This window comes from Massilia sp. BGA-UO-ETr-WB1 (genome assembly GCF_059567845.1).
The window spans coordinates 1,404,519-1,427,216 of the sequence record NZ_JCAQOT010000027.1; the positions used below are offsets into that span (position 1 = coordinate 1,404,519).

22 protein-coding genes are annotated in these 22,698 nt (G+C 62.7%); 6 read left to right on the forward strand and 16 right to left on the reverse strand.

The window, feature by feature from the left end; all coding sequences use genetic code 11:
- Nucleotides 1–11 precede the first annotated feature (11 nt).
- The 3 genes from AC56DV_RS32895 to AC56DV_RS32905 are packed head-to-tail and all read right to left on the reverse strand — an operon-like array spanning nt 12 to nt 3,283.
- Nucleotides 12–1,859: a DUF1800 family protein gene (locus AC56DV_RS32895; protein WP_496318404.1), complete on the reverse strand. Its 1,848-nt coding sequence runs from the start codon at nt 1,857–1,859 to the stop codon at nt 12–14.
- A gap of 37 nt (nt 1,860–1,896) precedes the next feature.
- Nucleotides 1,897–2,673 (reverse strand): hypothetical protein, encoded by a 777-nt coding sequence (locus tag AC56DV_RS32900; RefSeq protein WP_496318405.1) that lies wholly within the window; start codon nt 2,671–2,673, stop codon nt 1,897–1,899.
- Between the two features lie 7 nt (nt 2,674–2,680).
- On the reverse strand, nt 2,681–3,283 hold the full coding sequence (locus tag AC56DV_RS32905; protein WP_496318406.1) for a sigma-70 family RNA polymerase sigma factor: 603 nt from the start codon (nt 3,281–3,283) through the stop codon (nt 2,681–2,683).
- A 158-nt stretch (nt 3,284–3,441) separates the two neighbouring features.
- Here AC56DV_RS32905 and AC56DV_RS32910 point away from each other — a divergent pair, with 158 nt between their 5' ends.
- Both AC56DV_RS32910 and AC56DV_RS32915 read left to right on the forward strand, forming a co-directional pair.
- Entirely contained in the window at nt 3,442–4,026 is a 585-nt protein-coding gene (locus AC56DV_RS32910; RefSeq protein ID WP_496318407.1) for a TetR/AcrR family transcriptional regulator, read from the forward strand.
- Nucleotides 4,023–5,048 (forward strand): NAD-dependent epimerase/dehydratase family protein, encoded by a 1,026-nt coding sequence (locus tag AC56DV_RS32915; protein WP_496318408.1) that lies wholly within the window; start codon nt 4,023–4,025, stop codon nt 5,046–5,048. The genes AC56DV_RS32910 and AC56DV_RS32915 overlap by 4 nt, the downstream gene beginning before the upstream one ends.
- Here AC56DV_RS32915 and AC56DV_RS32920 read toward each other — a convergent pair.
- From AC56DV_RS32920 to AC56DV_RS32945, 6 genes are all read right to left on the reverse strand, one after another.
- A complete protein-coding gene (locus tag AC56DV_RS32920) occupies nt 5,029–6,060 on the reverse strand; it encodes an MBL fold metallo-hydrolase (RefSeq protein WP_496318409.1) in 1,032 nt (343 codons plus the stop codon). The genes AC56DV_RS32915 and AC56DV_RS32920 overlap by 20 nt on opposite strands.
- Before the next feature lie 132 nt (nt 6,061–6,192).
- Nucleotides 6,193–7,089: a LysR family transcriptional regulator gene (locus tag AC56DV_RS32925; protein WP_496318410.1), complete on the reverse strand. Its 897-nt coding sequence runs from the start codon at nt 7,087–7,089 to the stop codon at nt 6,193–6,195.
- Between the two features lie 298 nt (nt 7,090–7,387).
- Nucleotides 7,388–8,413: an arginine N-succinyltransferase gene (locus AC56DV_RS32930; RefSeq protein WP_496318411.1), complete on the reverse strand. Its 1,026-nt coding sequence runs from the start codon at nt 8,411–8,413 to the stop codon at nt 7,388–7,390.
- Nucleotides 8,413–9,420, reverse strand: a complete 1,008-nt coding sequence (locus tag AC56DV_RS32935; RefSeq protein WP_496318412.1) for a GlxA family transcriptional regulator — start codon at nt 9,418–9,420, stop codon at nt 8,413–8,415. Before AC56DV_RS32935 ends, AC56DV_RS32930 begins: the two co-directional genes overlap by 1 nt.
- 4 nt (nt 9,421–9,424) lie before the next feature.
- Entirely contained in the window at nt 9,425–10,738 is a 1,314-nt protein-coding gene (locus AC56DV_RS32940) for an amidohydrolase (protein ID WP_496318413.1), read from the reverse strand.
- Nucleotides 10,735–12,027: a cyanophycinase gene (locus tag AC56DV_RS32945; protein WP_496318414.1), complete on the reverse strand. Its 1,293-nt coding sequence runs from the start codon at nt 12,025–12,027 to the stop codon at nt 10,735–10,737. Before AC56DV_RS32945 ends, AC56DV_RS32940 begins: the two co-directional genes overlap by 4 nt.
- 386 nt (nt 12,028–12,413) lie before the next feature.
- Here AC56DV_RS32945 and AC56DV_RS32950 point away from each other — a divergent pair, with 386 nt between their 5' ends.
- The 4 genes from AC56DV_RS32950 (at nt 12,414) to AC56DV_RS32965 (ending at nt 16,293) form a co-directional block, all read left to right on the forward strand.
- On the forward strand, nt 12,414–15,083 hold the full coding sequence (locus tag AC56DV_RS32950) for a TonB-dependent receptor (protein ID WP_496318415.1): 2,670 nt from the start codon (nt 12,414–12,416) through the stop codon (nt 15,081–15,083).
- 305 nt (nt 15,084–15,388) lie between these two features.
- Nucleotides 15,389–15,769, forward strand: coding sequence for a winged helix-turn-helix domain-containing protein (locus AC56DV_RS32955; protein WP_496318416.1), 381 nt, complete (start codon nt 15,389–15,391; stop codon nt 15,767–15,769).
- The gene (locus AC56DV_RS32960) at nt 15,770–16,027 is read left to right on the forward strand and encodes a DUF5985 family protein (protein WP_496318417.1); all 258 of its coding nucleotides are present in this window, start codon (nt 15,770–15,772) and stop codon (nt 16,025–16,027) included. It abuts the gene before it with no gap.
- On the forward strand, nt 16,027–16,293 hold the full coding sequence (locus tag AC56DV_RS32965) for a DUF5985 family protein (RefSeq protein ID WP_496318418.1): 267 nt from the start codon (nt 16,027–16,029) through the stop codon (nt 16,291–16,293). Before AC56DV_RS32960 ends, AC56DV_RS32965 begins: the two co-directional genes overlap by 1 nt.
- A 230-nt stretch (nt 16,294–16,523) precedes the next feature.
- On the opposite strand, the gene AC56DV_RS32970 is transcribed toward AC56DV_RS32965, so the two are convergent.
- From AC56DV_RS32970 to AC56DV_RS33000, 7 genes are all read right to left on the reverse strand, one after another.
- Entirely contained in the window at nt 16,524–17,777 is a 1,254-nt protein-coding gene (locus AC56DV_RS32970) for a putative Na+/H+ antiporter (protein WP_496318419.1), read from the reverse strand.
- A 210-nt stretch (nt 17,778–17,987) separates the two neighbouring features.
- Nucleotides 17,988–18,764, reverse strand: coding sequence for a substrate-binding periplasmic protein (locus tag AC56DV_RS32975; protein WP_496318420.1), 777 nt, complete (start codon nt 18,762–18,764; stop codon nt 17,988–17,990).
- The gene (locus AC56DV_RS32980; protein ID WP_496318421.1) at nt 18,757–19,458 is read right to left on the reverse strand and encodes an MBL fold metallo-hydrolase; all 702 of its coding nucleotides are present in this window, start codon (nt 19,456–19,458) and stop codon (nt 18,757–18,759) included. The genes AC56DV_RS32975 and AC56DV_RS32980 overlap by 8 nt, the downstream gene beginning before the upstream one ends.
- A 170-nt stretch (nt 19,459–19,628) precedes the next feature.
- On the reverse strand, nt 19,629–20,060 hold the full coding sequence (locus tag AC56DV_RS32985) for a YeeE/YedE family protein (RefSeq protein WP_496318422.1): 432 nt from the start codon (nt 20,058–20,060) through the stop codon (nt 19,629–19,631).
- A 10-nt stretch (nt 20,061–20,070) separates the two neighbouring features.
- A complete protein-coding gene (locus tag AC56DV_RS32990; protein WP_496318423.1) occupies nt 20,071–20,502 on the reverse strand; it encodes a YeeE/YedE family protein in 432 nt (143 codons plus the stop codon).
- The gene (locus AC56DV_RS32995; protein ID WP_496318424.1) at nt 20,499–20,834 is read right to left on the reverse strand and encodes a metalloregulator ArsR/SmtB family transcription factor; all 336 of its coding nucleotides are present in this window, start codon (nt 20,832–20,834) and stop codon (nt 20,499–20,501) included. Before AC56DV_RS32995 ends, AC56DV_RS32990 begins: the two co-directional genes overlap by 4 nt.
- A 481-nt stretch (nt 20,835–21,315) precedes the next feature.
- Nucleotides 21,316–22,587 (reverse strand): MgtC/SapB family protein, encoded by a 1,272-nt coding sequence (locus AC56DV_RS33000; protein WP_496318425.1) that lies wholly within the window; start codon nt 22,585–22,587, stop codon nt 21,316–21,318.
- Nucleotides 22,588–22,698 lie beyond the last annotated feature (111 nt).

The following is a 22,698-nucleotide window of genomic DNA, read 5'->3' on the forward strand; positions in this document are numbered from 1 at the left end:
TCGGGGTCTCCTTAACGCTGGATCTGGTAGTAGGCCGATTTTCGGATCAGATAAAGCGCCAGCTTGCTGCGCTCGGTCAGGTAATCGCTTTGCCGCAGCTTCACCAGCGCGCCGCTGTTGGCGCTGTCGCTGTCGGGCGTCCATCGGGAGACTTCGGCGATGATGGTTTGCAGATCCGGTTCCGGCAGCGCGCCGGCGGCGAGGTTGAGATTCAATGCCCGCACCAGGCCGGACGCGTCCGCAGCCATGGCTTTCAGGCTGCGGTATTCGAGGCGCGTGCCCTGGTCCCAGGGCGAGTTGTAGCGCGGCTTGCCGTCGCTGCCCAAGGGGCATTCGCCGCCGATGCGCTTCAGATTCGTATCGCAATTCGGCAGGATGCCGGCGCCCAGGTTGTACTGGTTGAACAGCAGGTAATTGTCGAAGTTGGCCCGGGCCACGATCTCGTTCGATCCATTGATCTCGAATTCGGGGCCGAGCAAGCCGGCGCCGCTCTCGCCCGGCAGTGGATTGTCGGGCTTGAAGAAGTTGAAGACCGTCGGCGCGTCGAACACCATCTGGCCCAGGGGCTCGCCGATGCTGTGGCGTCCCATCTGGCGCCCATCCGTGACCGATCCTTCCAGTGCCCGGAACAAGGAGGCCATGAAGATGATGGGCTCTTTCAGCTTGCCGAAGCTGGCGTCGGCCGCCGCAAAGGCGCTGCGCGCTTCCGTATCGAGCAGGATCGCCGCCAGCACCGCCTGCATATCGCCCGCCTGGCCGCTTCCGATATCGTCGTGGAAGCCGCTGTCGAACGCATCGGCCACGCGCGCCACGTATTCCGGCTTGGGATTGCTCGTGACGAAACGCTGGATCAGCTGCTTGCTGATAAACGGCGCCACGTTCGGATGCAGCCGAACGCCTTGCATGGCGGCCTCGAACGCGGCCGCCGCGTCCTTCGAGGCCGGCAGCTGGAGGCCGGACAGCAGCGTGCGTTTGTCGCCGCGCGCGATGGCGGCGGGGTCGTCGTGTTTTGCGTTGATGAACACCATCGGGCCGGCGAAGTACGGCGTGTTCCACGAATCGGGACTGCGCACCGTGTACCGGGAGTACCCTCCGGGCGGATAAGTCAGGCCGGAGAATGCGTAGGCGTGGCTCAACGCCACCTCTTCCGAATAGGTCGGCCTGCAGCGGCCTTCCTGCAAGCTGCCGTCATGGTTCAGCAAGCACGGACCGACGGAAAACAACTGCAGGAATTCGCGGCCGAAGTTCTGGTTGGGATCATTGCCCGCGTTGTTCAGCGAGTTGATGAAGTCGCCGGTGACTGGGCTGAGCGTGAAGGCGCGCAGGATCTCGTAAAAATTACCGAAAGCGCGGTCGCGGAAAATCTGCTGGTGAATGCGCATGCCGTAGGTGGCGTTCGAGCCCTCGCCCATGCCGACCAGGATTTCAGACAAGGCCAAGGCAGTGCGCTGGCGCAGCTGGTCCGGCGCATAGATGGCGTTCCTGTAGAACTCCCAGATCAGCGGGTCGCTGGTATTGTTGTCCCGGCCGCAGTGTTCGGCCGTGTAGTGGTCGTCGAACGTGCCTTTCGAACAGCCGCCGGCGATTTTATGAATGAATTCCGAACCCACCGTGTACTGCGTGACGGGGAGCTGGAACTGCGCCTGCATCCAGGCTTTCGCGCCCGATGCCTGGATCTCCCGCACACCCTGCAAAGTGGGGCCGAACGTCGCCTGCGTCATCAGGCGCGAAGCGTCCACCTGCTTTTCCAGCGCGGCATTGCCCTCGGCCAGGGCCGGGCCGGCGCCGCCGGCAATGCCGAGCGCCAGGACGGCGCTCCTTACACAGCGTCCAGTGATTCCATACTTAGCTGGCTTCATTACTTGTGCACTCCTTTAAGTTGACCAACGATTACTCCTACCAAAGCTTGACGCACAGGCCGCTCAGCACGAACGGCGTGGTTGGCGCAACCGCCGCAGGATCGGCTTCGTAGCTGAGGGCGAGACGCGGCACATCGGCGAAGACCTGCTCGGCGGGGGCGCGCAGCGCGACCATCACTTTGCCGCTGGCCGGCACATTGGCGATGGCCACCGGCGCGCCGTGCTGCGGCAAGGCCCACAGCCGCGCAACGGCGCCGGGCGGAATAGCAAGCGGGCGCACGACCTTGAGCGTTATCGTCGCGCCGTGCCGGTGGGCGCCGGCCGTGAGCACGGGCACGCCGCCGGCGTCGGCCAGCACGCCGACATAGCTGGCGGGGAGCGAGGCGGCCACGTGGTGCATGCCGAAGGTGTGCGGGTGAAGCGACACCACGCCGACCGCCAGCGCCGCGCCCAGGCAAAAGCATGCGGCCGGCACGACCCAGCCTGCGCGCAAGTCCGAAACGCAGGCTGCCAGCGCGCCGCACCAGCCGGCCGCGCCCGAGGCCGCGTGCGAGGCCGCGTGCGAGGCTTGCTGCAACGCCGGGCGCGCCCGTGTGTGGGCTGCAATGGCCCGCCACACATGCGCCGGCGGCTGGATCGGCGCGATCGCCCGGTATAGCGGCGCAAATTGTTCACCGACGGCGGCGACAGCCTGCTGCGCCGCCGCCGATTGCGCCAGCACACGGGAAAAGCGCGAGCGCGCGCGGGCGTTCATGGTGCCCAGCACATAAGTGCCGGCCAGTTTTTCGAGCAATCCGGGGCGTTCGTAGTTCATGGCATCCTCACGCCGCCGCCGAGTACGAGGCGGCTTCCATGCACTTGCGTAGCCGCTCCAGCCCCCGGCGTACCCATGCCTTGGCCGTGCCAAGGGGAACCTGCAGGTGCAGCGCCAGTTCTGAATGCGACAAGCCATCGTAGTAGGCCAGCGCCAGCGACTGCCGCTGCGGCGGCTCCAGCTGGCCGATGCAGCGGTTCAGCATGATCTTGTCGGTTGCTGCGGCGAACAGCGATTCCGGATCGGCATGGCCACCCTCCTCGCGCGGATCGGCATCCGCTTTGCCTTCCGGTCCGCACGATGCGGGGGTGTCGGCGTCGCGCTTGCTGTTGCGCAGCCGGTCCAGCGCCTTGTTGCGGACGATGAAGATCAGCCAGGTCATCGGGCTGGACAGGCCCGAGGCGTAGCGCCCCGCCTGCTGCCAGACGTTGATGAAGGCGTCCTGCAGGATTTCTTCCGCAGCTTCGCGCTTGCGCATCAGGCGCACGGCGACGCCGAACAGATGCGCGCTGGTTAGCCGGTACAGCTCTTCGAAAGCGGCGTGGTCGTGCAGGGCCACGCGGTTAAGCAAGGTCACCAGGCGCAGGTTTTCAGGGGTTGGGTTGTGCATGTCGAGTCAATCAAAGTTGAAAAGCAGGCCAGTCAACGCGGCCCGCATACCTGAGATACGAAGCCCGCGCAGTTTTGGACGCAGCAGCAAAAACGGCTTGACAGTCCTGGCGCCCAATATTTAATATCCGACCATTCGGTTATAAAAAAGAGGACACCATGGGCCGCAAACGGCAAATCCACGCGGATGACATCCTGAATGCCGCGGAAAAGGTCATCGCACGCGATGGCGCCGCCAATCTCACCATCGACGCGGTGGCCATCGAAGCGGGCGTCAGCAAGGCCACCGTGCTTTATGACCACAAGTCCAAGCAGGCGTTGATACGCTCCCTGGTTCAACGCGCCGTCGCGGCGGACAACCGCCTCAACGACGATGCCGCCGCCGGATTCAGCGCGGACGACAGTGCCGTCATCCGCGGCCGCATCGCCGCCGCGGCGCAACCGCTGCCGGAACAGTTCCGGCCGGTCGCGCTCAATCTGTGCGCCGCCCTCGCGCAAGACGGAGACCTGCGGTCGGCGGTGCAGGAAAACCAGCGCAAGGTGGTCGGCCAGATCCTGTCGGATTCCCGAAGCCCCCGGGGCGCGCTGATTGCGTACCTCGCGCTGGAGGGACTGAAGCTGCTGGAGGCACTGGACTATTACAGCTGGGAGGAACCGGAACGCACGCGGATTCTGCGCGAGATAGCCGGGCTCGTGGACGCCGAAACAAAAGACACTTCCATAGAACCAAAGGTAAAACAATGAATTCGAACGACATCGCACCGGCGCCTCCAGGCAAGATCTTTATCACCGGCGGCAGCGGCTACGTCGGACGAAATTTGATACGCCATTTCCGGGCACAAGGCATGGGCGTGGTCGCCCTGGCCCGCTCCGACGCTGCTGCGAAAACCGTGCAAGCACTGGGCGCCGACGTGCGGCAAGGCGATCTGCACGACCCGGACATGGTCCGCCACATGCAAGGCTGCGAACTGCTGGTGCATGCCGCCGCCGACACCAATCATGGCTGGGGCAATGCGGCGCAGAGGCGAACCAACGTTGACGGCACCCGGCATATCTTTGCGTCCGCGCGCCAGGCAGGGATCAGGCGCGCCGTGCACCTCAGCACGGAATCGGTGCTGCTCACCGGGCAACCGCTGGTCAATGCGGATGAAAGCCATCCCTTGCCACGTCGTGCCGTCGGCAGCTACAGCGCCACGAAAGCCGAGGCCGAGCAGCTTGCGCTTCAACTCGGCGCGCACGATTTCGACGTGATGGCGGTGCGGCCGCGCTTCGTTTGGGGCCGCGACGACACCACCGCCCTGCCGCAATTGACGAAGGCCGCTGCCACGGGGCAGCTTGCATGGATCGACGGCGGGCGCTACATGACGTCCGTGACGCACATTGCCAATTTATGCCATGGCGTAGCGCTGGCACTTTCGCGCGGCAACGCGGGACACACCTACTTCCTGTCGGACGCCGCCCCCGTGGTTTTCAGGGAGTTCGTCACCGGCTTGCTTGCCACCCAAGGCCTGGCCGCGCCGGACAAGAACGTTCCGCGTTGGCTTGTCCGCAGTGCCGCGGCCGTGGGAGATGCCCTGGCAAAGCTGTCCTCGGGGAAGATCGCCATGCCTATCGGCTTGCAGCAATATGCCGCCATGGCGGTGGAAGTCACGCTGAACACGCGCAAGGCCCAACAGGAGCTTGGCTATGCACCGGTGATTGACCTGCCGACGGGCATGCTCGAATTGCGGCAGCTCCCGCAGCCGGTCATTTCGCCGCAGGCTTGACGTAATCGTTGCGGTAAGTGGTCGGCACCCAGCGATAGCCCTTGCCGTCGGCACGTATATGGCCTGTGCCCGGAAAGGACACGTGCGCCGGCGCCACCATGTAGCGATGTTTCGCCGCGTGGGCGAATGCCAGCTCGCGCTGGCGCCTGGCCGCAGCGGGATCGACGTCGAAGGCGATGGTTACTTCCGGATGCGGCATCTGGACTTCAGCGACATGCAGCAGGTCGCCCCAGAACACCAGCGTTTCGCCCTCGCTGTCCAGCGCGAAAAAGCTGTGGCCGGGCGTATGGCCTGGGCTGGGAATGGTGCGCACGCCGGGGAACAACTGCGTGGCGCCGCTGAACGCCTTGACCTGGCCGGCTTTGATGTAAGGCGCCATCTTTTCCTGCGCTTCGTCGAAATCCTTGCGCTTGGCCTGGGGCGCCTTTGCCTTGTTGGCGGCGCTCAGCCAATAGTCCAGCTCCTGCCGGGCAACGTGCAGGGTCGCCTTGGGGTAGACCATCGCCGCGCCCGCACTCAATCCGCCGGTGTGGTCTGTATGGATGTGCGTGACCAGGATGTCCGTAATCTGCTCCGGCTGGTAGCCGATCGCCCTCAGGCTGGCCGGCAGCTTGTCCAGCGTTGGCCCGAACAGCTCGCCGGTGCCGGCGTCCACCAGGATCAGCCGGTCCGCCGTCTCGATCAGGTAGGCGTTGACCGAGATATCGACCGACGTGCCATGGAAATGATCGGCCAGGCCGGCCTTGACCTGCGCCGGCGTGGTGTTCGTCATCAGCTGGTGCGGTTCCAGCGACAGCGTTCCATCGGACAGCGCTGTGACATTCACGCTGCCGATGGTGAAATGGTAGAAACCTGCTTGCGCCCGGCTGAGTTTGGCCGGTTTGACGCCGGCGTGCTGCTGGCCGGCCTTGCCCGGAGCGGCAGCGGCGGCGGCCGCAAATGCGCTATTCGCAGCGAGGAGCGCGCCCAGCAGTACCGAAGCGGTCACCTGGTGAAGTCGGGTGAGAGTCATCTTGTTTCTCCGTGTTTGAATGGTGAGCCCATTCTAGGTTTTCAATTTCATTGATAAACCAGCGGAAGAACGAAACAATATTTCCAAATTATTGATAATTGCACTTGCCGCCACCGGCAGGCGCCGGCTGCGCTACCAGCGCCACTGCGCGCGCAAGTACTCGATAGCGAAATCGGCAAACTGGCGCACCCGTGGAGCCAGTTGCTGCGTGTGCGCGTAGACCACGTGCAAAGGCTCGGTGGGCGCGCTGTAGTCCGGCATCAGGCGGACCAATGCCCCGCTTTCAAGTGCCGGCGCCACATCCCAGATGGTCCGGTAAATGATGCCCGCGCCCGCCACCGCCAATGCCTGGGCGGCGTCCCCGTCGTTACAGACAAAAGTGGCCGGCACCGCTGCATCGACCGGCTCTCCCGCGTGGTTCAGCAGCCAGTGCCTGGTGGAGCGGGCGCGGTAGACGATGCAGTCGTGGTCCTTCAGGTCGCCCGGCACGGCCGGCGCGCCGCGCCGCGCGATATAGGCCGGCGAGGCGCACATCACCCGGTAATTGGGCGCGATGTGGCGGGCGATCAGGTTGGAGTCGTCCAGCGCGCCAAAGCGCAGCGCCGCATCGATGCCGGTTTCGACAAGATCGACCATCTCGTCGTCCAGCACCAGCTCTATCTGCAGCGCGGGATGCATGGCATGGAAGGCCGCGACCAGGCCGGTGACGTAACGGCGGCCGAAAGCAAGCGGCGCGGTAACCCGCAGCACGCCGGCCACTGCGGTGCGGCTCTCGATCAACTCCGACTCGGCATCCTGCACCACGGCCAGGATGCGGGTGCAGTGCGCGTGAAATTTCTTGCCTTCGTGGGTAAGCGACTGCCGCCGCGTGGTCCGGTTGAGCAGGCGCACACCGAGCCGCTCTTCCAGTCCCGCAATGCGTTTGCTCACGACTGCCAGGGACAGATCCATTTCGCGCGCAGCGGCGGTCATGCTGCCGATGCTGGCGACGCGGGAAAACAGGAGCAGGTCCGAAATGCTATCGATCATTGTCAACGGTTCCAGGCATCAGCCGCCCAGTGCCCAGGTGCGCAACACCCCATGAGAATACAAATTTAAGTCACTGAACTTGCCCATCTTTTCCTCAACCACAAAAGACCCTTGCCGATACCATCATTCTGCCAGAGTTAAAGGTTTGCATTCCAGGTCGCTCTCGTCCGTATCGCAACCTCGAAGCACAGAACCGAACACGCGGGGATTGCCGGCGCGGTGCGCTCCGACGATCCGCCGGAAAGTGGATTGGACAAGCACTCGGTGCAGCTAGCTGCCTGGATCAACGCGGCAGCCATCAGTTCACGCGCACAGCACAGGCTCGTGCGCCCTCGGTCAGCCCGAGGCGTTGAATCGCCGGACGCGTCATCTGCAAGGTATCGTCGAGGAATTTGCCGTGCGTCAGCGTGGCGCGGAAACCTGCGCGCTCCATATTGGCGACCAGACACGTCTCGCCCTCTGCAACCGCATCACCACGCAGTTCCACATTGAGCGCCGACACCACGGAGCGCAACATGGCGACCCGCGCCTCCGCGATTGGTCCGCCATCGAAGATGTCCACGTAGGAGTCCACATCAAACCCTTCCGCCACCAGTATGCCGAACGGCAGTTCGGCATCTGGATGCAACTGCCCCATGGCCCACTGGGCCTCCTTGGACAGCAGCGACACATACACCGGCATCCGTGGCATCAGCTCGGCAATAAAACTCTTGGAACGCCCGCCCGTACGCAGCTCGGCCTCGGGCAACGGCATGTTGAAGAAGCGATGCCCCAGCGCATCCCACACGGGGCTATTGCCCTCGTCATCGCACAGCCCGGGATTTTCCGCTCCTATCCGTTCTGCGAACAGGTGCGGGTAGTTACGGATGAACAGCAGCCGGCCACGCGACAGCAGTTGCGGCGCCAGCGTTTCACTGTAGTCGGGCTCGATGTAGAACGAACTGAGCAAGGTGTGGTCGGACAGCTCTTCACACAGCCGCAAGGTGTGCTCGCGATTGGTGATGCCCAGCTCCTCGCTAACGTGTGCGAGAAACTCGTTCCGATAGCAGTAGAAGCGGCCATTCGAGGCTGCCCTGGCGACGATGCCGCTGGTGCCCACTACCCGCCCGGCCCGCATGTCCTCCAGCACAAAGTGGTAAATTTCATCGCCGTTCAGCGGTTCGGTGCCGGCAAACGCCTGCAGCGAACGTTCGACGCGCGCCGCCAGCCGGGCACGGTCCGGTTTCAACGTGCGGATGCTGAATGTCGCAGCCCTGGAAAACTTCTCTATGACGTCGAGATCATCCAGGGTTGCCGGACGCAACAGGTAGTCCAGGTGATTCATTACATCTCCTCTCCGGCGTTATTAGCCTCGACTAGCGGCATGGTATGCCGGGAACGTTCCTCGCGCGGAGTGCAACCGAAATAGTTGCGGTAGGTCGTGGAAAAATGCGAACCCGAGGTGAATCCGCAGGCCAGCCCCACCTGCTGGATCGAGAGCGTGGTCTGTTTTAACTGGCGGCGGGCTTGCTTGAGCCGCAATTCCAGATAGTAGCGAGACGGAAAGGTATCCAGGTGCTGGCGGAACAGCCGCTCGAGCTGGCGGCGCGACACCCCAACCAGTTGCGCAATATCTTCCGCTTGCAACGGTTCGGCCAGATTGGCCGCCATCAGTTCCAGCGCATCCTTGAGCCGTGTCGACCCCACCGCCGGCTGCGCCGATGCGGGCACGGGCTGGAGCTCATCGCCACCTCGCAGCCTTTCCAACCCCAGCACGACCGCCACTTCGGCGGCAAACATGCTGCCGTGACGCTTGCCCAGCCAGTGCAGGAGCAAATCGATCACCGCAGCGCCAGCACCGGCACTGATGCGGTTGCGGTCGATCTCGTATAGTCCCGGCGTGAATACCGTATCGGGATAGCTCTGCGCTGCCTCCGCGTGATATTGCCAGTCGATCGCGGCCCGGTAGCCATCCAGCAGCCCATGTTGCGCCAGCACTTGCGCGCCCATGCCGCAGGCACCCAGTACCCACACACTGTCCTGCCCCAGACGGCACAACTGCTGCCCCAGAAGGCGGCTGGCCTCTTCGCTCAGACGCTCGTCGATGCGTTCGTCCGCAATCAGCAACAGCAGGCCGGGCTGCTCAAGATTCAATCCGGCCAGCGCTTCCGCCGCCAGCGTCAGGCCACATTGGGACGAGGCCGCTTCGCCTTCCGGGCTGTATTGACGCAGCCGATACAAGGCTTCCCCTTCCACCTGATTGGCAACGGTGAACGCAGCACGCACCGCCCCCAGCGTGAACAGCGAGAAGCCGGGGAGCAAAATCAATGAAACGGAATAGGGATTCCCCATGCTGTCAGTTACCGGTCAAATAATCGGCGGCCAGACTGGCAAGCGCGCGTACGCCCGTCAGCAAGGCCGCCTCATCGGGATTGAAACGCGGTGAATGGTTGGCAGCCCACTGTGCCGGGTCGGCCCCGGGCGGATTCACGCCGAGGAAAAACAGCATGGAAGGGACGTGCCGGCCGTAATAGGAAAAATCTTCCGCAGTGGTGCTCGGCGCCACATCGCTCAGCAACTGGGCGCCTGCCACGCGGCGCAGGCTGGGCAGCATTTTTGCCGTCAGCGCAGGATCGTTCCATGTCACGGGATAACCGGGATCAAAACTCACCCTGGCCGTGGCGCCGGCCGACAGCGCGAGGTGTTCCGCCGTACGCTTGACCTGCAACAGCAACTGCTCGCGCACGGCCGGATCGAAACTGCGTATCGTGCCGCTCATTTTGACTTCACCGGGCACGATGTTGGCGCGCTGGCCGGCGTGCAATGTGCCAACCGTGATCACGGCTGGCGCGGCCGTCAAATCGGTCTGGCGGCTGACGATGGTTTGCAGCCCCAGCACAATCTGCGCCGCCACCACCACCGGATCCACGCCATTCCATGGCAGGGCGCCATGGGTCTGGCGCCCCTGCACCACGATCTCGAAGGTATCGCCGCCGGCCATCAGCCCGCGCGCGCGGGTGGAGATGGTTCCCGTAGGCTGCGGCGTAATGCCGACGTGCAGGCCGAACATGGCCGACACTTTCGGGTTTTCCAGCACGCCCGCCTTGACCAGCCGTTCGGCGCCATTCGGTGCATTGGCCACGCCCTCCTCGGCAGGCTGGAACACCAGCTTGATGGAACCCGGCAACTGCCCGCGCATGCCGGCCAGCACACGTGCTGCCCCCAGCAGCATGGCCACATGCATGTCATGGCCACAGGCGTGCATCACGCCGACCTCCTGGCCGCCCGACTGCACCCGCTCGCGCGAAGCAAACGGCAGGCCGGTTTCTTCCGTCACGGGCAAGCCATCCATATCGGCCCGCAGGGCTACCACCGGGCCGGGACGCCCCGTGTCCAGCAAGCCGATCACGGCCGTCTCGGCCAGGCCGCGCGTCACTTCATATCCCATGCGGCTCAGTTCTTTCGCCACCAGGTCCGCCGTGCGGCGCTCGTGAAACGCCAGTTCAGGATGGGCGTGCAGGTCGCGCCGCCAGTTCACCACTTCCGGCAACACTTTCGCTGCCGCAGCGTCGAGCTGACTGTGGTAGCGGGCCGGCGGCGCCGACTGCGCAATCGCAATGGCGGACTGGCTGCACAGCAGCAGGCTGGCGATCCAATGTCCTGGCTTCATGGCCAAGCCTGATAGAACGGCGTTTTCAGGCGCACCGGCCGCACATCGAGCCGCGCATCCAAGATAGAGTAATCATGATCGTCCAGTCCCGCATCATCCCAGCCATGCGTGCGCTCATCACGCCGCAGCATGAACTCGAAACCCAGCTCAGGGGCAGGATCGGCCACTGGCGCATCGGGGAACTGCTCGAGGTCGAAGGCGAGGCCCCGAATATGATCGCGCGGGCCATCCACCAGTTGCGTCAGTGCGCGCAGGATGGCGTTTTCACCCAGGATGTCGGTATAAGCAGGCCGAATATTTTCCAGGTCCGACGCAAAGCCCGGCAGGCGGAACTTGATCTCGCCCCTGGCCTGTTTGGCCGCCAGCACCTGCCCCTTCAATTTAGCCAAGTCGTAACGGTCGCCATTATCGAGATAAGAAATCCGTACATTGCGCACATTCAAAGGCCCCGCTTCCTGCGTTGCCTGGCGCAAGTCCAGCAACAGCGCGCCGCTGCCGCCGACAATTTCGATTTCACTCCCGTGAATAATGGCTGCGGTATTCTCGTCCACCCCAAGGCCCACCTTGTAACCCTTGGCCAGCATCAGCGCCAGCATGCGCCCCACCCTGCCCCGCTTGATGAAATGCTGGTCAATGAACAGCTGGTCGCCGACAAACCCCAGGCCCCGATCGATTTCCTTACCATCGCGCATCACGCCCTTCATCACCTGCACCGGATTCAGCGCATCGCGGAACATGGTGCTGCTCATGATGGCGGCGCCGGCACTGCTGCCGGCAATCACGCCGCCGCGCGCCTGCAACTCGCGCACGGCCTGCAGCACCGGCGACGCCACCCCGCCCGGATTCAGTACATCCACCGTGCGTTCCTGCGCACCGCCGGTAAAGAACACGCCCGTGGCGGCGCGGATCCTGGCCACGTTGGCCGGGTCGGCTGCTGCCCGGCGCGCCGACTCCAGCGTCTCACCAGCCCAGAGCGGTGCGACCTTCAGCAATTCCGCCTTCGCGCCACGGCGCCGTAGTTGCTCTACTGCATCCGCTCCCGCCTTTTCAGGACGCGACGATGCGCTGGGTATCACCACAAACCGTGCCTCGGAGCCGCCGGCCAGCTGCACCAGCCGCTGGCGTACAGCCTCATTGTCGGAGCGCACGGCGCCGCCCATCGGTATCACGGTGCCAGCGACAGGCTGGAACGCCAGCGACTGCGTAGTCTCTGCGGCATGGGCGGCGAAGCCCGGCAATTGAGCGCCCAGTTGCGCCGCGCAGAGCAGCAGTATCGACACAGATTTCACGCGCAAACTCCTTCACCACAATGGAATTGCCACTATGCCATTAATCCGGCAGCAATAGCCAGACACGCTCCGCTGTTTGCGCGCATTGGCAATTGCATGTCGCACTGTGGACAGTCCACAACAAATGACAGCTAACTATCATTGCAAATGCGACATGACTTTTACACAGAGCGACGCCGGCAAGTTCCGGTGCGCGCAAGCCGCCAACGTTGCATACTATGAAACTGTTTCATCACCACCGAGGGGTGGCACAAGCTTGTTGCTTCCGTATGAATACCCACTTACGAGGACAGATCGCAATGAAAATACCTGGCACGCACAAGGCGTCTGCATTCCGCCGCTCCCGCTGCACCCATGCCGTATTGCTCGCGCTTGGCGGCATGGGCATGAGCCTCGCTTACGCGCAAACCATGCCCCGCGTGGAAATCACCGGCTCCAGTATCAAGCGCATCGAGGGCGAGGCAGCACTGCCAGTGGAAATCATCAAGCGGGAAGATATCGACAAGTCCGGCGTGACCACTGCTGCCGAACTGCTGCAAAAGATTTCCTCCAATGTGGGCGGCCTGACCGATGGCGCCAGCGTCAGCGACGTCATGGGCGGCCAGCGCGGTTTCAACGGCGCCAACCTGCGCGGCCTGGGTGTCTCGAGCACGCTGGTGCTGCTGAACGGCCGCCGCATGGCCAACTTCGCCAGCCCTGGCGACAATTCCGGCGTCGACCTGAACAACATCCCGGCCGGCGCCATCCAGCGCGTGGAGGTGCTCAAAGATGGCGCGTCTGCAATTTACGGTACCGACGCCATGGGCGGCGTGATCAACTTCATCACCCGCAAGGATTACCAGGGTGGCGATGCCAGCTTGTATGCGCTGCGGACGGACGAAGGCGGCGGCGGCAAAAAATCGGCCTCGCTGTCCGGCGGCATTGGTAACTTGAGCACCGACCGCTACAACGTGTTCGGCGCGCTGGACCTGCAGGAAACGGACCGCCTGGCCAGCTCGCAACGGCAATTCATGCAGGAATACAGCCTGCCCGACCGCCTGTCGCCGCAGCTGTCCAGCTACTCGTTCCCGGCCAACGTCGACCTGACTGCCGCCCAGTTGGCGACCCTGAACAGATCGGGCTACCTGAAGGGCTCCGGCCCCGGCGGCACCTGGGCGCCATCGCCGGGCCGGCGCGTCAACTTCGGCAAGGACTCCTGCGTGAACGGCAGCCCGAACGTGGTGCGTCCGCTCGGTCCCGGCGGCACGGAGGGCTGCTCCTTCAACTACATGGGTGACTCGGAAGTCTATCCGGAATCCAAGAAACAGAGCTTTATCGGCCGTGCCACCTTCCTGGCGACAGACGACCATCAAATATTTGCCGAGGTTCTGCTGAGCAAGGCCAAGACCAGCTATGCCGCCTCGCCCGCCACCTCGGGCGCCATCAACGGCGCCAGCACCGGCATCTCTCTGCCAGCCGATCTGCAAGCCAAGACCGGCATCACCACCCCGGTCAACTTCCGCTTCCGCCTGACGGACGCGGGCCGCCGCACCTCGGAAGTGACCAGTAAAGGGTCGCGCTTCGTACTGGGTGCGACCGGCAAGGTAGGCGCCTGGGAATACGATACGGCCTATAACCACAGCGTCAACAAGGCCACCGACCTGGATATCGATGGCTGGGTTTCGCGCACCCAGATGCTGGCTGGCATTGCCAGTGGCAAATACAACCCGTTTGTCCCGGCCACAGATGACGCGGGCCGCAAGTTCATGGATTCGATCAAAATCCATGGCGCAGCGCGTATTTCCAAAGGCACCAGCGACAGCTTCGATGGCAAGCTGACCCGCTCGCTGATGGCCCTGGGCGGCGGCGACGTCATGCTGGCGGTGGGCGCCGAACTGCGGCGCGAGAAGACCGCGTTCAGCTCCACCGATGCGCTGCGCACCAACGACGTGCAGGGCGACCGCGCCAGCTCCGACGAATTGCTGGCCGACTCCTCCAACTCGCGCGACATCGCCGGCATCTACACGGAAATCAACGCGCCGTTCAGCAAGGAATGGGAAGGCCAGTTCGCCATCCGTCACGACCGCTACAAAGGCGTGCATGATCCGCTGACCAAGGTCACCACGCCGAAGCTGACCACCACCAATCCGAAAATCGCGGTCAGCTACCGTCCGAACAAGGCAGTACTGGCCCGCGCTTCCTACGGCACCGGCTTCCGTGCACCATCGATTGCCGAACTGTTCCTGCCGGTGCGCTCCGGCACCACGGCCAGCTTCGTGAATGACCCGGTCTCGGGTGAAATTGCCCAGTTCGATCTGGACCGTTACGGCAATCCGCAGCTGAAGCCGGAGAAATCCAAGCAGTTTTCGGCCGGCCTGGTGCTGGAGCCTAACAAGAACTGGAACGCCAGCCTCGACTACTGGATCATCCGCAAATCCGACATCATCTCGGAAATCGGCGAGCAAACCGTGTTCGACAACCCGATCTACTATAACGATCCGAATATCGTGGTGCGTGACGAGGATGGTTTCGTGTCCTACCTGCAGTTCAAGAAAGAGAACCGCGGCAAGCTCGACACTTCCGGACTCGATATCGCGCTGAACTGGCATGGCGACGCCACCGCGCTGGGCCGCCTCAGCGCCAGCCTGAACGGTACGCTGATCACCGAGTACAAGTTCCAGTCGGACCCCAACTCGCCGATGACCGACGGCCTGGGCGTATTCCGCGACGACAAGGCCGTGCAGCGCTGGCGCCACAAGCTCAATGTTGACTGGGCTGACGGCCCCATCAATCTGAGCCTGGGCCACACCTTCTTCTCCAGCTATCGCGATCAGAACATTCCGGGCCTGGCTGATCCGGGCTGGAACGACCGTGACGTGAAAGCCTATTCGCTGTGGGATCTGACAGGCAGCTATGCGTTCAACAAGCACCTCAAGCTGCGCGTCGGCGTGATCAATATGTTCGATACGCCGCCGCCATTCACCAACCAGTCGCGCTACTTTGAAGTGACCTGGGACCCAACCTACGGTGATCCGCGCGGCCGCTCGATGTTTGCGAACCTGCAGTACAAGTTCTAATCTTCCCTCAGGCGCCCCGTCCTGCCAGTGGCAGGCAGGGTGGCTGGATTCTCCTACCGCACGGATCTTGCGCGCAGATGACAGTAGCCTATGTCGCGCCTAGCCTTGTGGCCTTCCCATATCAGGCTCATGTCCCCGGCCGTGCCAGTGTTTGCGGCGGGTCATCGTGATGGAAATGGTGGACGGCCATGCGATGGTGCTCAGCCTGGTCCGGTCCATGGCGGTAGCGCAACATAATGCGCCATGGATATGGCGCCTGCAATATAATTTGTCCAAATGTAAATCGCGCCGCCATCACCTCAACCATGATTCCCGACGACATCAGACGCTTCATCGTCCAGTGCATTCCCTCCGTGCCGTTCCTGGAAGCGCTGCTGCTCTTGCGGGAAAGCGGGCGCAGGGAATGGGACAGCACTCAGCTGGCTCAGCGCCTGTATCTCGACACACCCAGGGCAAGCGCATTGCTGGCGCAACTGGTGCGCGCGGGCTTGCTGAGTGTGGAGCAATCGCCCACGCCACGCTACGTCTACGCCCCGCGCACGCCGCAACTCGCCGCCCTGGTCGAACAATTGGCTGTGGTATACGGACAAAACCTGGTTGAGGTCAGCACCCTTATCCACCTGAAGACCAACCGCAAGGCGCACCTGTTTGCAGACGCCTTTGTATGGCGCAAGAAGGAGCCCTGAATGGCCACCGTTATTTACTTGCTGTGCGCGGCCACCGCCCTGGCCTGTTCCTGGTTGCTGCTGCGCAGTTACCGGGCCACCCGGCATCGTCTGCTACTGTGGAGTGGGCTGTGCTTCGCGGGTATGTTCATCAATAACTTACTGCTGGTCCTGGACCGCGTCATTCTGCCCGAACGGGACTTGTCGACTTGGCGCCTGGGGTCGGCACTGCTGTCGTTGATGCCGCTGTTGTATGGCTTGATCTGGGAGGATGACTGATGACGATCAATGCCCTGCTCACCGGCGCCATCGCGATGGCGGCGCTGGTCGCCGCGCTGTTCTTCCTGCGTTTCTGGCGTCAGACCAGAGACCGCTTTTTCCTGTGTTTCGCCGTCGCGTTCGTTCTCGAGGCGTTGCACCGCTTGCTTTGGGCGCTCGCGCCGCTGCGCGACGCCGATGCCCCGGCATACTACCTGATCCGTTTGGCGTCCTACGTGCTGATCCTGGTGGCTATCGTCAATAAGAACCGCGCCCCTCCCCGCTAAAGTCGCCCAGCCCCATGCCTGGCGAGGCGCTGATTTCGCTTGACGCCCACAGTTGCGCGCCGCCTATACCGGCCGCCCGCTCAACTTCCCGGAAATGGCCGCGCACGTCGTTGAACAGCACGCGGCACTGCCGCAATACGCGCGTCGGCGCCAGAGAATCGGACGGCGCCTTGTCCAGGCGCACCGCCGGAGTCCGTACTCCGCTGCGCCGGCCTACCGCCGTCCGGCGGTCATAAGATACGAAAGGCGCACGCCGCAATGATGGTCGGCACCAGTGCCCCCAGAAACAGAAACTCCGCACGGATCGCGCCATCATCAAAGCGTTCCCGCAATATCGCCGCGCCTGCAGGATTGGGCGCGTTTGCGATGAGGGTAAGTCCGCCGCCGGTCACCGCCCCCGCGACCAAGGCAACCTGGAACTGTGGCGACAAGCCTTCCACCAGAGATGCAAGGTAAGTCAAGGCCGCGTTGTCGGTAATGGCAGTCAACGCCGCAGCCCCGTAAAAGACCGCGTCCGCATTCAAGCCAAGCAGCAGCGGCTCGATCCACCACCCTTGCTGCCCCCCCAGGACCACCAGGCCCCCAAGGAAAAACGCGACCAGCAGCGCTTCTTTCAGAATCAGCGGGTCCTGGTGGCGCTCGTATGCGTGTGCAAATCCAAGGAAGAACAAAAAGACCCCGAGAAACACTGCTGGATGGTGCGAGAACATCACCACCAGCACCAGGAACGCCAAGTGAACACCCACGATAGGCATCGGCACAGGGTCGATACGCTCCGGTGTGCCATCAATGGCGGACAGCTCCTTGCGGAACCAGAACGCTGCAAGCGAGGCATTAAGGACGATAGCGATCACGGCCTTCCACCCGAACGTTGTCAGCATGAAGGAAGCGTCCCAGCTCCAGACATTCGCCACCATGAGCACCGGCGGCGCGGCAAAAGTTGTCAGTGTTCCGCCGATCGATACGTTTACAAAGAGCGTACCCAGCGTCAGATATTTCAACTTTGACGACAAGGGATGGCGATAAAAGTGCTCGCGCAGCATTAAGGCGGCCAGCGTCATCGCGGCAGGTTCCGTAACAAACGAACCCAGGACCGGCACGACGGTCAGAACCACCACATACAGCGCGATATTGGGCGACAGCGGAAGGCGCTCCGCAATCAAGGAAACCGCACGGGCCGCACATTGCAGGATAGGCCGGGTGCCAGCGATCACCATGATGGCGAAGACGAACAGCGGCTCGGTGAAATTCCGATTCTCGAGATAGTCGATGGCCTCGTCCTTGCCATGCGCTGCAAACATGAACAGCATCAGGAGCATTGCCCAGAAGCCGAATACCACCTCCACTTCACCCAGCAAATGGCAGATGCCGGCATGGCGCGGATGCCGATGAGCCAGACGCTCGAACAGGCCGGTGGAAAAAGTGTGCAGGACGGCGACGCCGAACAGCGTGGCGCCAAGAAGCTCTATGGAAGTCGGTTGCATCAGAAATGAAGGCGTCAAGAAACACGCGTGGCGGCCCGACCTTCGCGCATCCTGTCGCACCGAATTGTGCGAGCACCCTTTGCGGGAATTATACGCGATTCAACATGCAGGGGCGAAATGTTGCAGCGACGAAAACCAAATTTCATTGTCGCGGTCCGACCGAGAGCGCCCGCACGCAGAATTCTGACAGGCCCACAACCCAGAGCGGATCTACTTCTGCGGCAGCTCGAAGCCGGTGGCCTTGCTGTACTTGTTGATGATCTGCCTGATCTCTCCGCTGGCAGTGAGTTTCCTCACCGCTTCTTTCAGCGCCTTGATCGTTTCCGGTTTCGCATTTTTCTTGGAGAAAAACAAGATGAATTCGTTACTGCCCAGGACGAGCGGGACACCAAGCTCTTCCGGCTTGACCCCGGCTGTGTAGGCGCCGTAAAACAAGCCCACGCTCGAGCCCACACCGGCATCCAAGCGCCGCAACGCCAGCATCTTTGTCATCACCACATAGTCTTTCACGGCGTACTTCTGGATCGCCGCGTCGGTATCAAACTGCTCGACATACTTACTGGTCCTGACCACGCCAACGGTCTTGCCGTGCACCTCGCTTAAGTTACTGAAGCGTGTTCCGCCAGGGCCGATCAGGATGATGGGCATGGCTACGACGGTGGCCACCGGCACGGCGTCGCGCGTCATCTGATCATTACCGAAGCGCAGGATGAAATCGGCGCTGCCGCGCTCTATCTCGACGGCGGTTCGGGGATAAGGCACGAGAGCGTTGGTAAAGCTGAATCCTGCCTCCCCCGCGATGCGATTGCCGATCTCGTACATGATGCCAGTGGGCTTGCCGTCTATCCCAACAAATCCCCAGGGAGGGCCGTGTATCGTTACGATTTTGAGCGTCTCGCCCATGGCGGGCAAGGCCAACGCCATGGCCAAGGCCAAGGCCAAGGCCAAGGCCATCGTTACGAATCGGACCAGGATAGGCTCAAGCATCGTGGGGAAGTCCCAGATTTTTGTTCGCAGGCACCGCGATATCCATCAATTGGGGATTGGGCAAATTCAAGCCGGCCATCAGCGTGACGAATTCTTCCAGACTGCGGTTGGCGAGCCGCGCGTTGTGCCGCTTCTCCCATCCGATCGTCGATACCGACTGCCCTTTGTAGTCATGGCCGGGCCACATGCGCGTTGCGTCGGGCAACGCAAACAATTTGCCGTTGACACTGGCGTACAGCGCCGCTGCGCTGCCGCTCTGGAAGTCGGTGCGCCCGCAGCCGTCGATCAGCAAGGTATCGCCGGTAAACACGTTGCCGCGCCATACATAGCTGACACTGCCCGCCGTGTGGCCCGGTGTATGCAGGACCTCGATCCGTTCATCGGCGCCGAAGCGGATGATGTCGCCGTCGTTCAACTGCACCTCGGCGGGCGCAATGCCGCAACCGGACGGAACGGCGGCCAGCGCACCGGTAAGCTCGCGCAGCTTGCCGGCCGAGGTGACATGGTCCGCATGCGCATGGGTTTCCAGCACATAGGCCAGCTTCAGACCGAGCCGTTCGATATGTCCCACATCGCGCTGCCAATGGCGCGCGACGGGATCGATGATCACTGCCGCGCGGCCATCGTCGGCGACCAGAATATAGGTAAAGGTCGATGACTCGGCATCGAACAGCTGAATAGGGTTGGCGTGCATCGCGGTCTCCATAGGGGGAAGCGGGTAAAGGCGGCTAAGGTGCCGGCCTGGCGATCGTGCCGACGCCAAACATGCCGGCAAGAGCACCAGCTGCGAACGGAAGCGCGACGTTCCACACCGTGTCGCCATTCCCCATCCAGTCCAGTCACAATGAGCATGTCGTTGTCCATTTAGGCTCCTTGCCTGGGTGCCTGCAGGCGTTCCAGCCATTCAAAGATCGCCATGCCGGCCACCATCGCCGCAACAAAAACGAGCGGTTCTGTCTGGCCGCTGGCGAGCGAAGCCAGCGCCGGACCGGGGCAGTAACCGGCCAGTCCCCAGCCGGTGCCAAAAGCCAAGCTGCCCAGTATCAAACGCCGGTCAATCCGGGTGGCCGTCGGCAAGCGCATCGGAGCACCTAGCAGCGACCGGCCGCGCCCTGCAGCGAAACGAAACGCCGCGAATCCGACCAGGATGGCGCCGCCCATCACGAAACCGAGCGAAGGATCCCAGCGGCCCGCCAAGTCGAGGAAACCGATGACCTTGGATGGATCGCTCATGCCCGAGATGATCAGGCCAGTGCCAAACACCAGCCCGACGAACAATGCCATGATGATGTGCATGCGGTGCTCCTTATCCAAGCAGGTGGCGAACGATGAAGACGGTGGCAAAGCCGGCCGCCATGAAAGCGGCCGTCGCCGCCAGCGAGCGCGGCGACAGGCGCGACAGCCCGCATACGCCGTGGCCACTGGTGCAACCGGCGCCATAACGCGTCCCGACGCCGACCAACAGGCCGGCAATCACCAGGGTTGAGGTCCCGGCGTCGACTTGCACCATCGGCACCGGGGCGATCAGACCATAAACGACGGGGGCGGCGATCAGGCCGAACAGGAATGCCACCCGCCAGGCGATGTCGCCCTTGGGCCACTGCAGCAAGCCGCCAAGGATGCCGCTGATGCCGGCGATTCGCCCATTGAAGAGCACAAACAGCGCCGCGGCCAGTCCAATGAGCGCGCCGCCGGCCAATGACGCCCAAGGGGTAAAGTTTGTCCAATCGATCATCATCCTGTTGCTCCGCTCGGCTTTTCGCAATACTGCTGGTACAGCACCTGCAACACCGCCATCGCCTCGCTGCTGGCGATGCTGTAAAAAATCTGTTTCCCTTCACGCCGCGTCGTCACCAGCGCCTCCTCGCGCAGCACGCCCAGTTGCTGGGAAAGCGTAGGCTGCTGAATTCCCAGCAGCGCTTCAAGTTCGCTCACGCATAGGGGGCCTTGCGTGAGTTGACACAGCAGCAGCAACCGGTCAGGGTTGGCAAGTATCTTCAGCAGGCCGCATGCCTGCAATGCCGCCGCGCGCATGACAGTTAAGTCAAACTGGCCATCAGGGTCGCTCATAAGTCAAATCACCACGGTTCCACAGTAACGCAATCATTATACAATATTATATATTATATGCCGATATAATGATGCAATAGCCCTGCCTCACCGGGCATCAGGATTGTCGCCATCCCCCTGCCTGTGGCCGCGTCAGCCGAATCGCCCCCTGTTAGCGCCAGTTCGTCTGAAGCAAGCCCCAGCCAAGCTGTTCGCGAATACGCTCGGGTGTGACGTGGGGCTCCGGTTTGCCGCTCGGAAGCGGCGCAAAAACTGGATTGCTGCTTGGTTGGGGGCGAGCTAAATTGTTGTCCATGATCTCTACTCCGGATAGCGGCAAGCGGTGCTCGCCTTGGATTCAATGTAGGGCAGCGGATTGGAAGCCGTCATCAAGGAATCCCGCTTCTCGGTGTAGGTTTTTCTTAAACTATTATCCGTAGGGTTTCCCCCACAGCGCCTGCCGCGCAGCGCGCTGTATCGCGGCCGCGCCGCGCGCCATTGGCTACAGGATCACGCTCCACACCGTAACCGCCCCCGCAAGCAACGCAATTGCATAACCCTGCAGTAAGCATTTGCCGATGGCGCGCCCGCCGGCGACCCAGGCGATGATGACCTTGCTCACCATATTGGCGAAAATTGCCAGGCACAGGGCGGTTATTGCAACTTTCTGTGCGATGTCGCCGGCGCGGTGGATACGGGCCATCGAGATGACAATGCCATCGACATCCAGCAATCCCGATAAGGCGGAGACCGCGAAAACGCCGCTTATGCCTGACCATTCTTTTGCGGCCGGAACCGCCATCGCCATCAGTCCCAGGAATGCGCCAAAGACCAAAGCGGTCGACAGATCGAACGGTTCGATCGATAGCGCTTGTCCCTCAGCCGGCTGCAGCGGTTGGACGCGGCGCCAATGCCAGGCGCCAAGCAGCAACAATACGGTGCCGGTAACAGCCAGCGCGGCACCAAGCGATTTCAGCAAGGCCGGTTCAATGGTCAGCAGCAGGATCAAGATGCGGAAGTACATGACACCGCAGGCGGCCAAGGCGCCGGCAGCGGCGCTTCTCAACAACGCTGGCTGCCTTGCGACCAAGCGCGACAGCGACAGGGTCGCCGCAGTGGAGGACGCCAATCCGCCCAGCACGCCAGTCAGGAAAAGGCCGCGCGCATAGCCCGCGATGCGCATCGCCAGATGACCGGCCAGAGAGAGCGCAGCGATTAGCACCACCGCCCACCACAACTGGTATGGATTGACTGCGTGGTAAGGCCCATATCCCGCGTCTGGAAGGTTGGGAAGGATCACCACGGACAACACAAGCAACTGCAAGGATGCCGCCAGCTCGCGTTGCTCGATTAGGCGCAACCAGCTGTGCAGGGTCGACTTCAGGTCAAGCAACACGGCCGCGACCACTGCCGACGCCAGGGCAATCGCCACGTGCCCGTGCATGGCAGCGGCCCCCAGCATCAGCGTGAGCAGCAGAGCCACTGCCGTGGTGATGCTCAGATTACCCGTCGTACGCGCCGTTTCGCGGTACGCGACTGCCAGCAGCAGCGACAGGCCGAGCAGCGCACACGGCAGCGTCCATGCATCCAGCGGTCCTGAGACAAGGACCGGCAGCCCGCCCAAAAGACCCACCAGTGAAAACGTGCGCAGCCCGGCTACCCGGCTCCCCTCTTCGCCGTGGCGCTGGCTCCAGCCGCGCTCTATCCCAATCACCAGCCCGACCGCGAGTGAGGCCAACAGGTTCAAGGCATCGGTATTCGGGAACGGGTTCATGGGGAGCGCCGGGCTGCGATGGTCATTAATGCTTACATCTTACGACTGCAAAATTTCGCCCCGCAACTATTTGGGGAAATTGTTGTTAAATGGTAGGCGCTGCCGGCAACT

What these genes read in the sequence shown, in the direction of transcription:
- AC56DV_RS32915 (WP_496318408.1), top strand. Translation starts at nt 4,023, where the DNA reads ATGAATTCGAACGACATCGCACCGGCGCCTCCAGGCAAGATCTTTATC.
- AC56DV_RS32990 (WP_496318423.1), bottom strand. Translation starts at nt 20,502, where the DNA reads ATGATGATCGATTGGACAAACTTTACCCCTTGGGCGTCATTGGCCGGC.
- AC56DV_RS32960 (WP_496318417.1), top strand. Translation starts at nt 15,770, where the DNA reads ATGGCCACCGTTATTTACTTGCTGTGCGCGGCCACCGCCCTGGCCTGT.
- AC56DV_RS32955 (WP_496318416.1), top strand. Translation starts at nt 15,389, where the DNA reads ATGATTCCCGACGACATCAGACGCTTCATCGTCCAGTGCATTCCCTCC.
- AC56DV_RS32900 (WP_496318405.1), bottom strand. Translation starts at nt 2,673, where the DNA reads ATGAACTACGAACGCCCCGGATTGCTCGAAAAACTGGCCGGCACTTAT.
- AC56DV_RS32935 (WP_496318412.1), bottom strand. Translation starts at nt 9,420, where the DNA reads ATGGGGAATCCCTATTCCGTTTCATTGATTTTGCTCCCCGGCTTCTCG.
- AC56DV_RS32950 (WP_496318415.1), top strand. Translation starts at nt 12,414, where the DNA reads ATGAGCCTCGCTTACGCGCAAACCATGCCCCGCGTGGAAATCACCGGC.
- AC56DV_RS32970 (WP_496318419.1), bottom strand. Translation starts at nt 17,777, where the DNA reads ATGCAACCGACTTCCATAGAGCTTCTTGGCGCCACGCTGTTCGGCGTC.
- AC56DV_RS32975 (WP_496318420.1), bottom strand. Translation starts at nt 18,764, where the DNA reads ATGCTTGAGCCTATCCTGGTCCGATTCGTAACGATGGCCTTGGCCTTG.
- AC56DV_RS32985 (WP_496318422.1), bottom strand. Translation starts at nt 20,060, where the DNA reads ATGCACATCATCATGGCATTGTTCGTCGGGCTGGTGTTTGGCACTGGC.
- AC56DV_RS33000 (WP_496318425.1), bottom strand. Translation starts at nt 22,587, where the DNA reads ATGAACCCGTTCCCGAATACCGATGCCTTGAACCTGTTGGCCTCACTC.
- AC56DV_RS32980 (WP_496318421.1), bottom strand. Translation starts at nt 19,458, where the DNA reads ATGCACGCCAACCCTATTCAGCTGTTCGATGCCGAGTCATCGACCTTT.
- AC56DV_RS32895 (WP_496318404.1), bottom strand. Translation starts at nt 1,859, where the DNA reads ATGAAGCCAGCTAAGTATGGAATCACTGGACGCTGTGTAAGGAGCGCC.
- AC56DV_RS32925 (WP_496318410.1), bottom strand. Translation starts at nt 7,089, where the DNA reads ATGATCGATAGCATTTCGGACCTGCTCCTGTTTTCCCGCGTCGCCAGC.
- AC56DV_RS32965 (WP_496318418.1), top strand. Translation starts at nt 16,027, where the DNA reads ATGACGATCAATGCCCTGCTCACCGGCGCCATCGCGATGGCGGCGCTG.
- AC56DV_RS32910 (WP_496318407.1), top strand. Translation starts at nt 3,442, where the DNA reads ATGGGCCGCAAACGGCAAATCCACGCGGATGACATCCTGAATGCCGCG.
- AC56DV_RS32930 (WP_496318411.1), bottom strand. Translation starts at nt 8,413, where the DNA reads ATGAATCACCTGGACTACCTGTTGCGTCCGGCAACCCTGGATGATCTC.
- AC56DV_RS32905 (WP_496318406.1), bottom strand. Translation starts at nt 3,283, where the DNA reads ATGCACAACCCAACCCCTGAAAACCTGCGCCTGGTGACCTTGCTTAAC.
- AC56DV_RS32995 (WP_496318424.1), bottom strand. Translation starts at nt 20,834, where the DNA reads ATGAGCGACCCTGATGGCCAGTTTGACTTAACTGTCATGCGCGCGGCG.
- AC56DV_RS32940 (WP_496318413.1), bottom strand. Translation starts at nt 10,738, where the DNA reads ATGAAGCCAGGACATTGGATCGCCAGCCTGCTGCTGTGCAGCCAGTCC.
- AC56DV_RS32920 (WP_496318409.1), bottom strand. Translation starts at nt 6,060, where the DNA reads ATGACTCTCACCCGACTTCACCAGGTGACCGCTTCGGTACTGCTGGGC.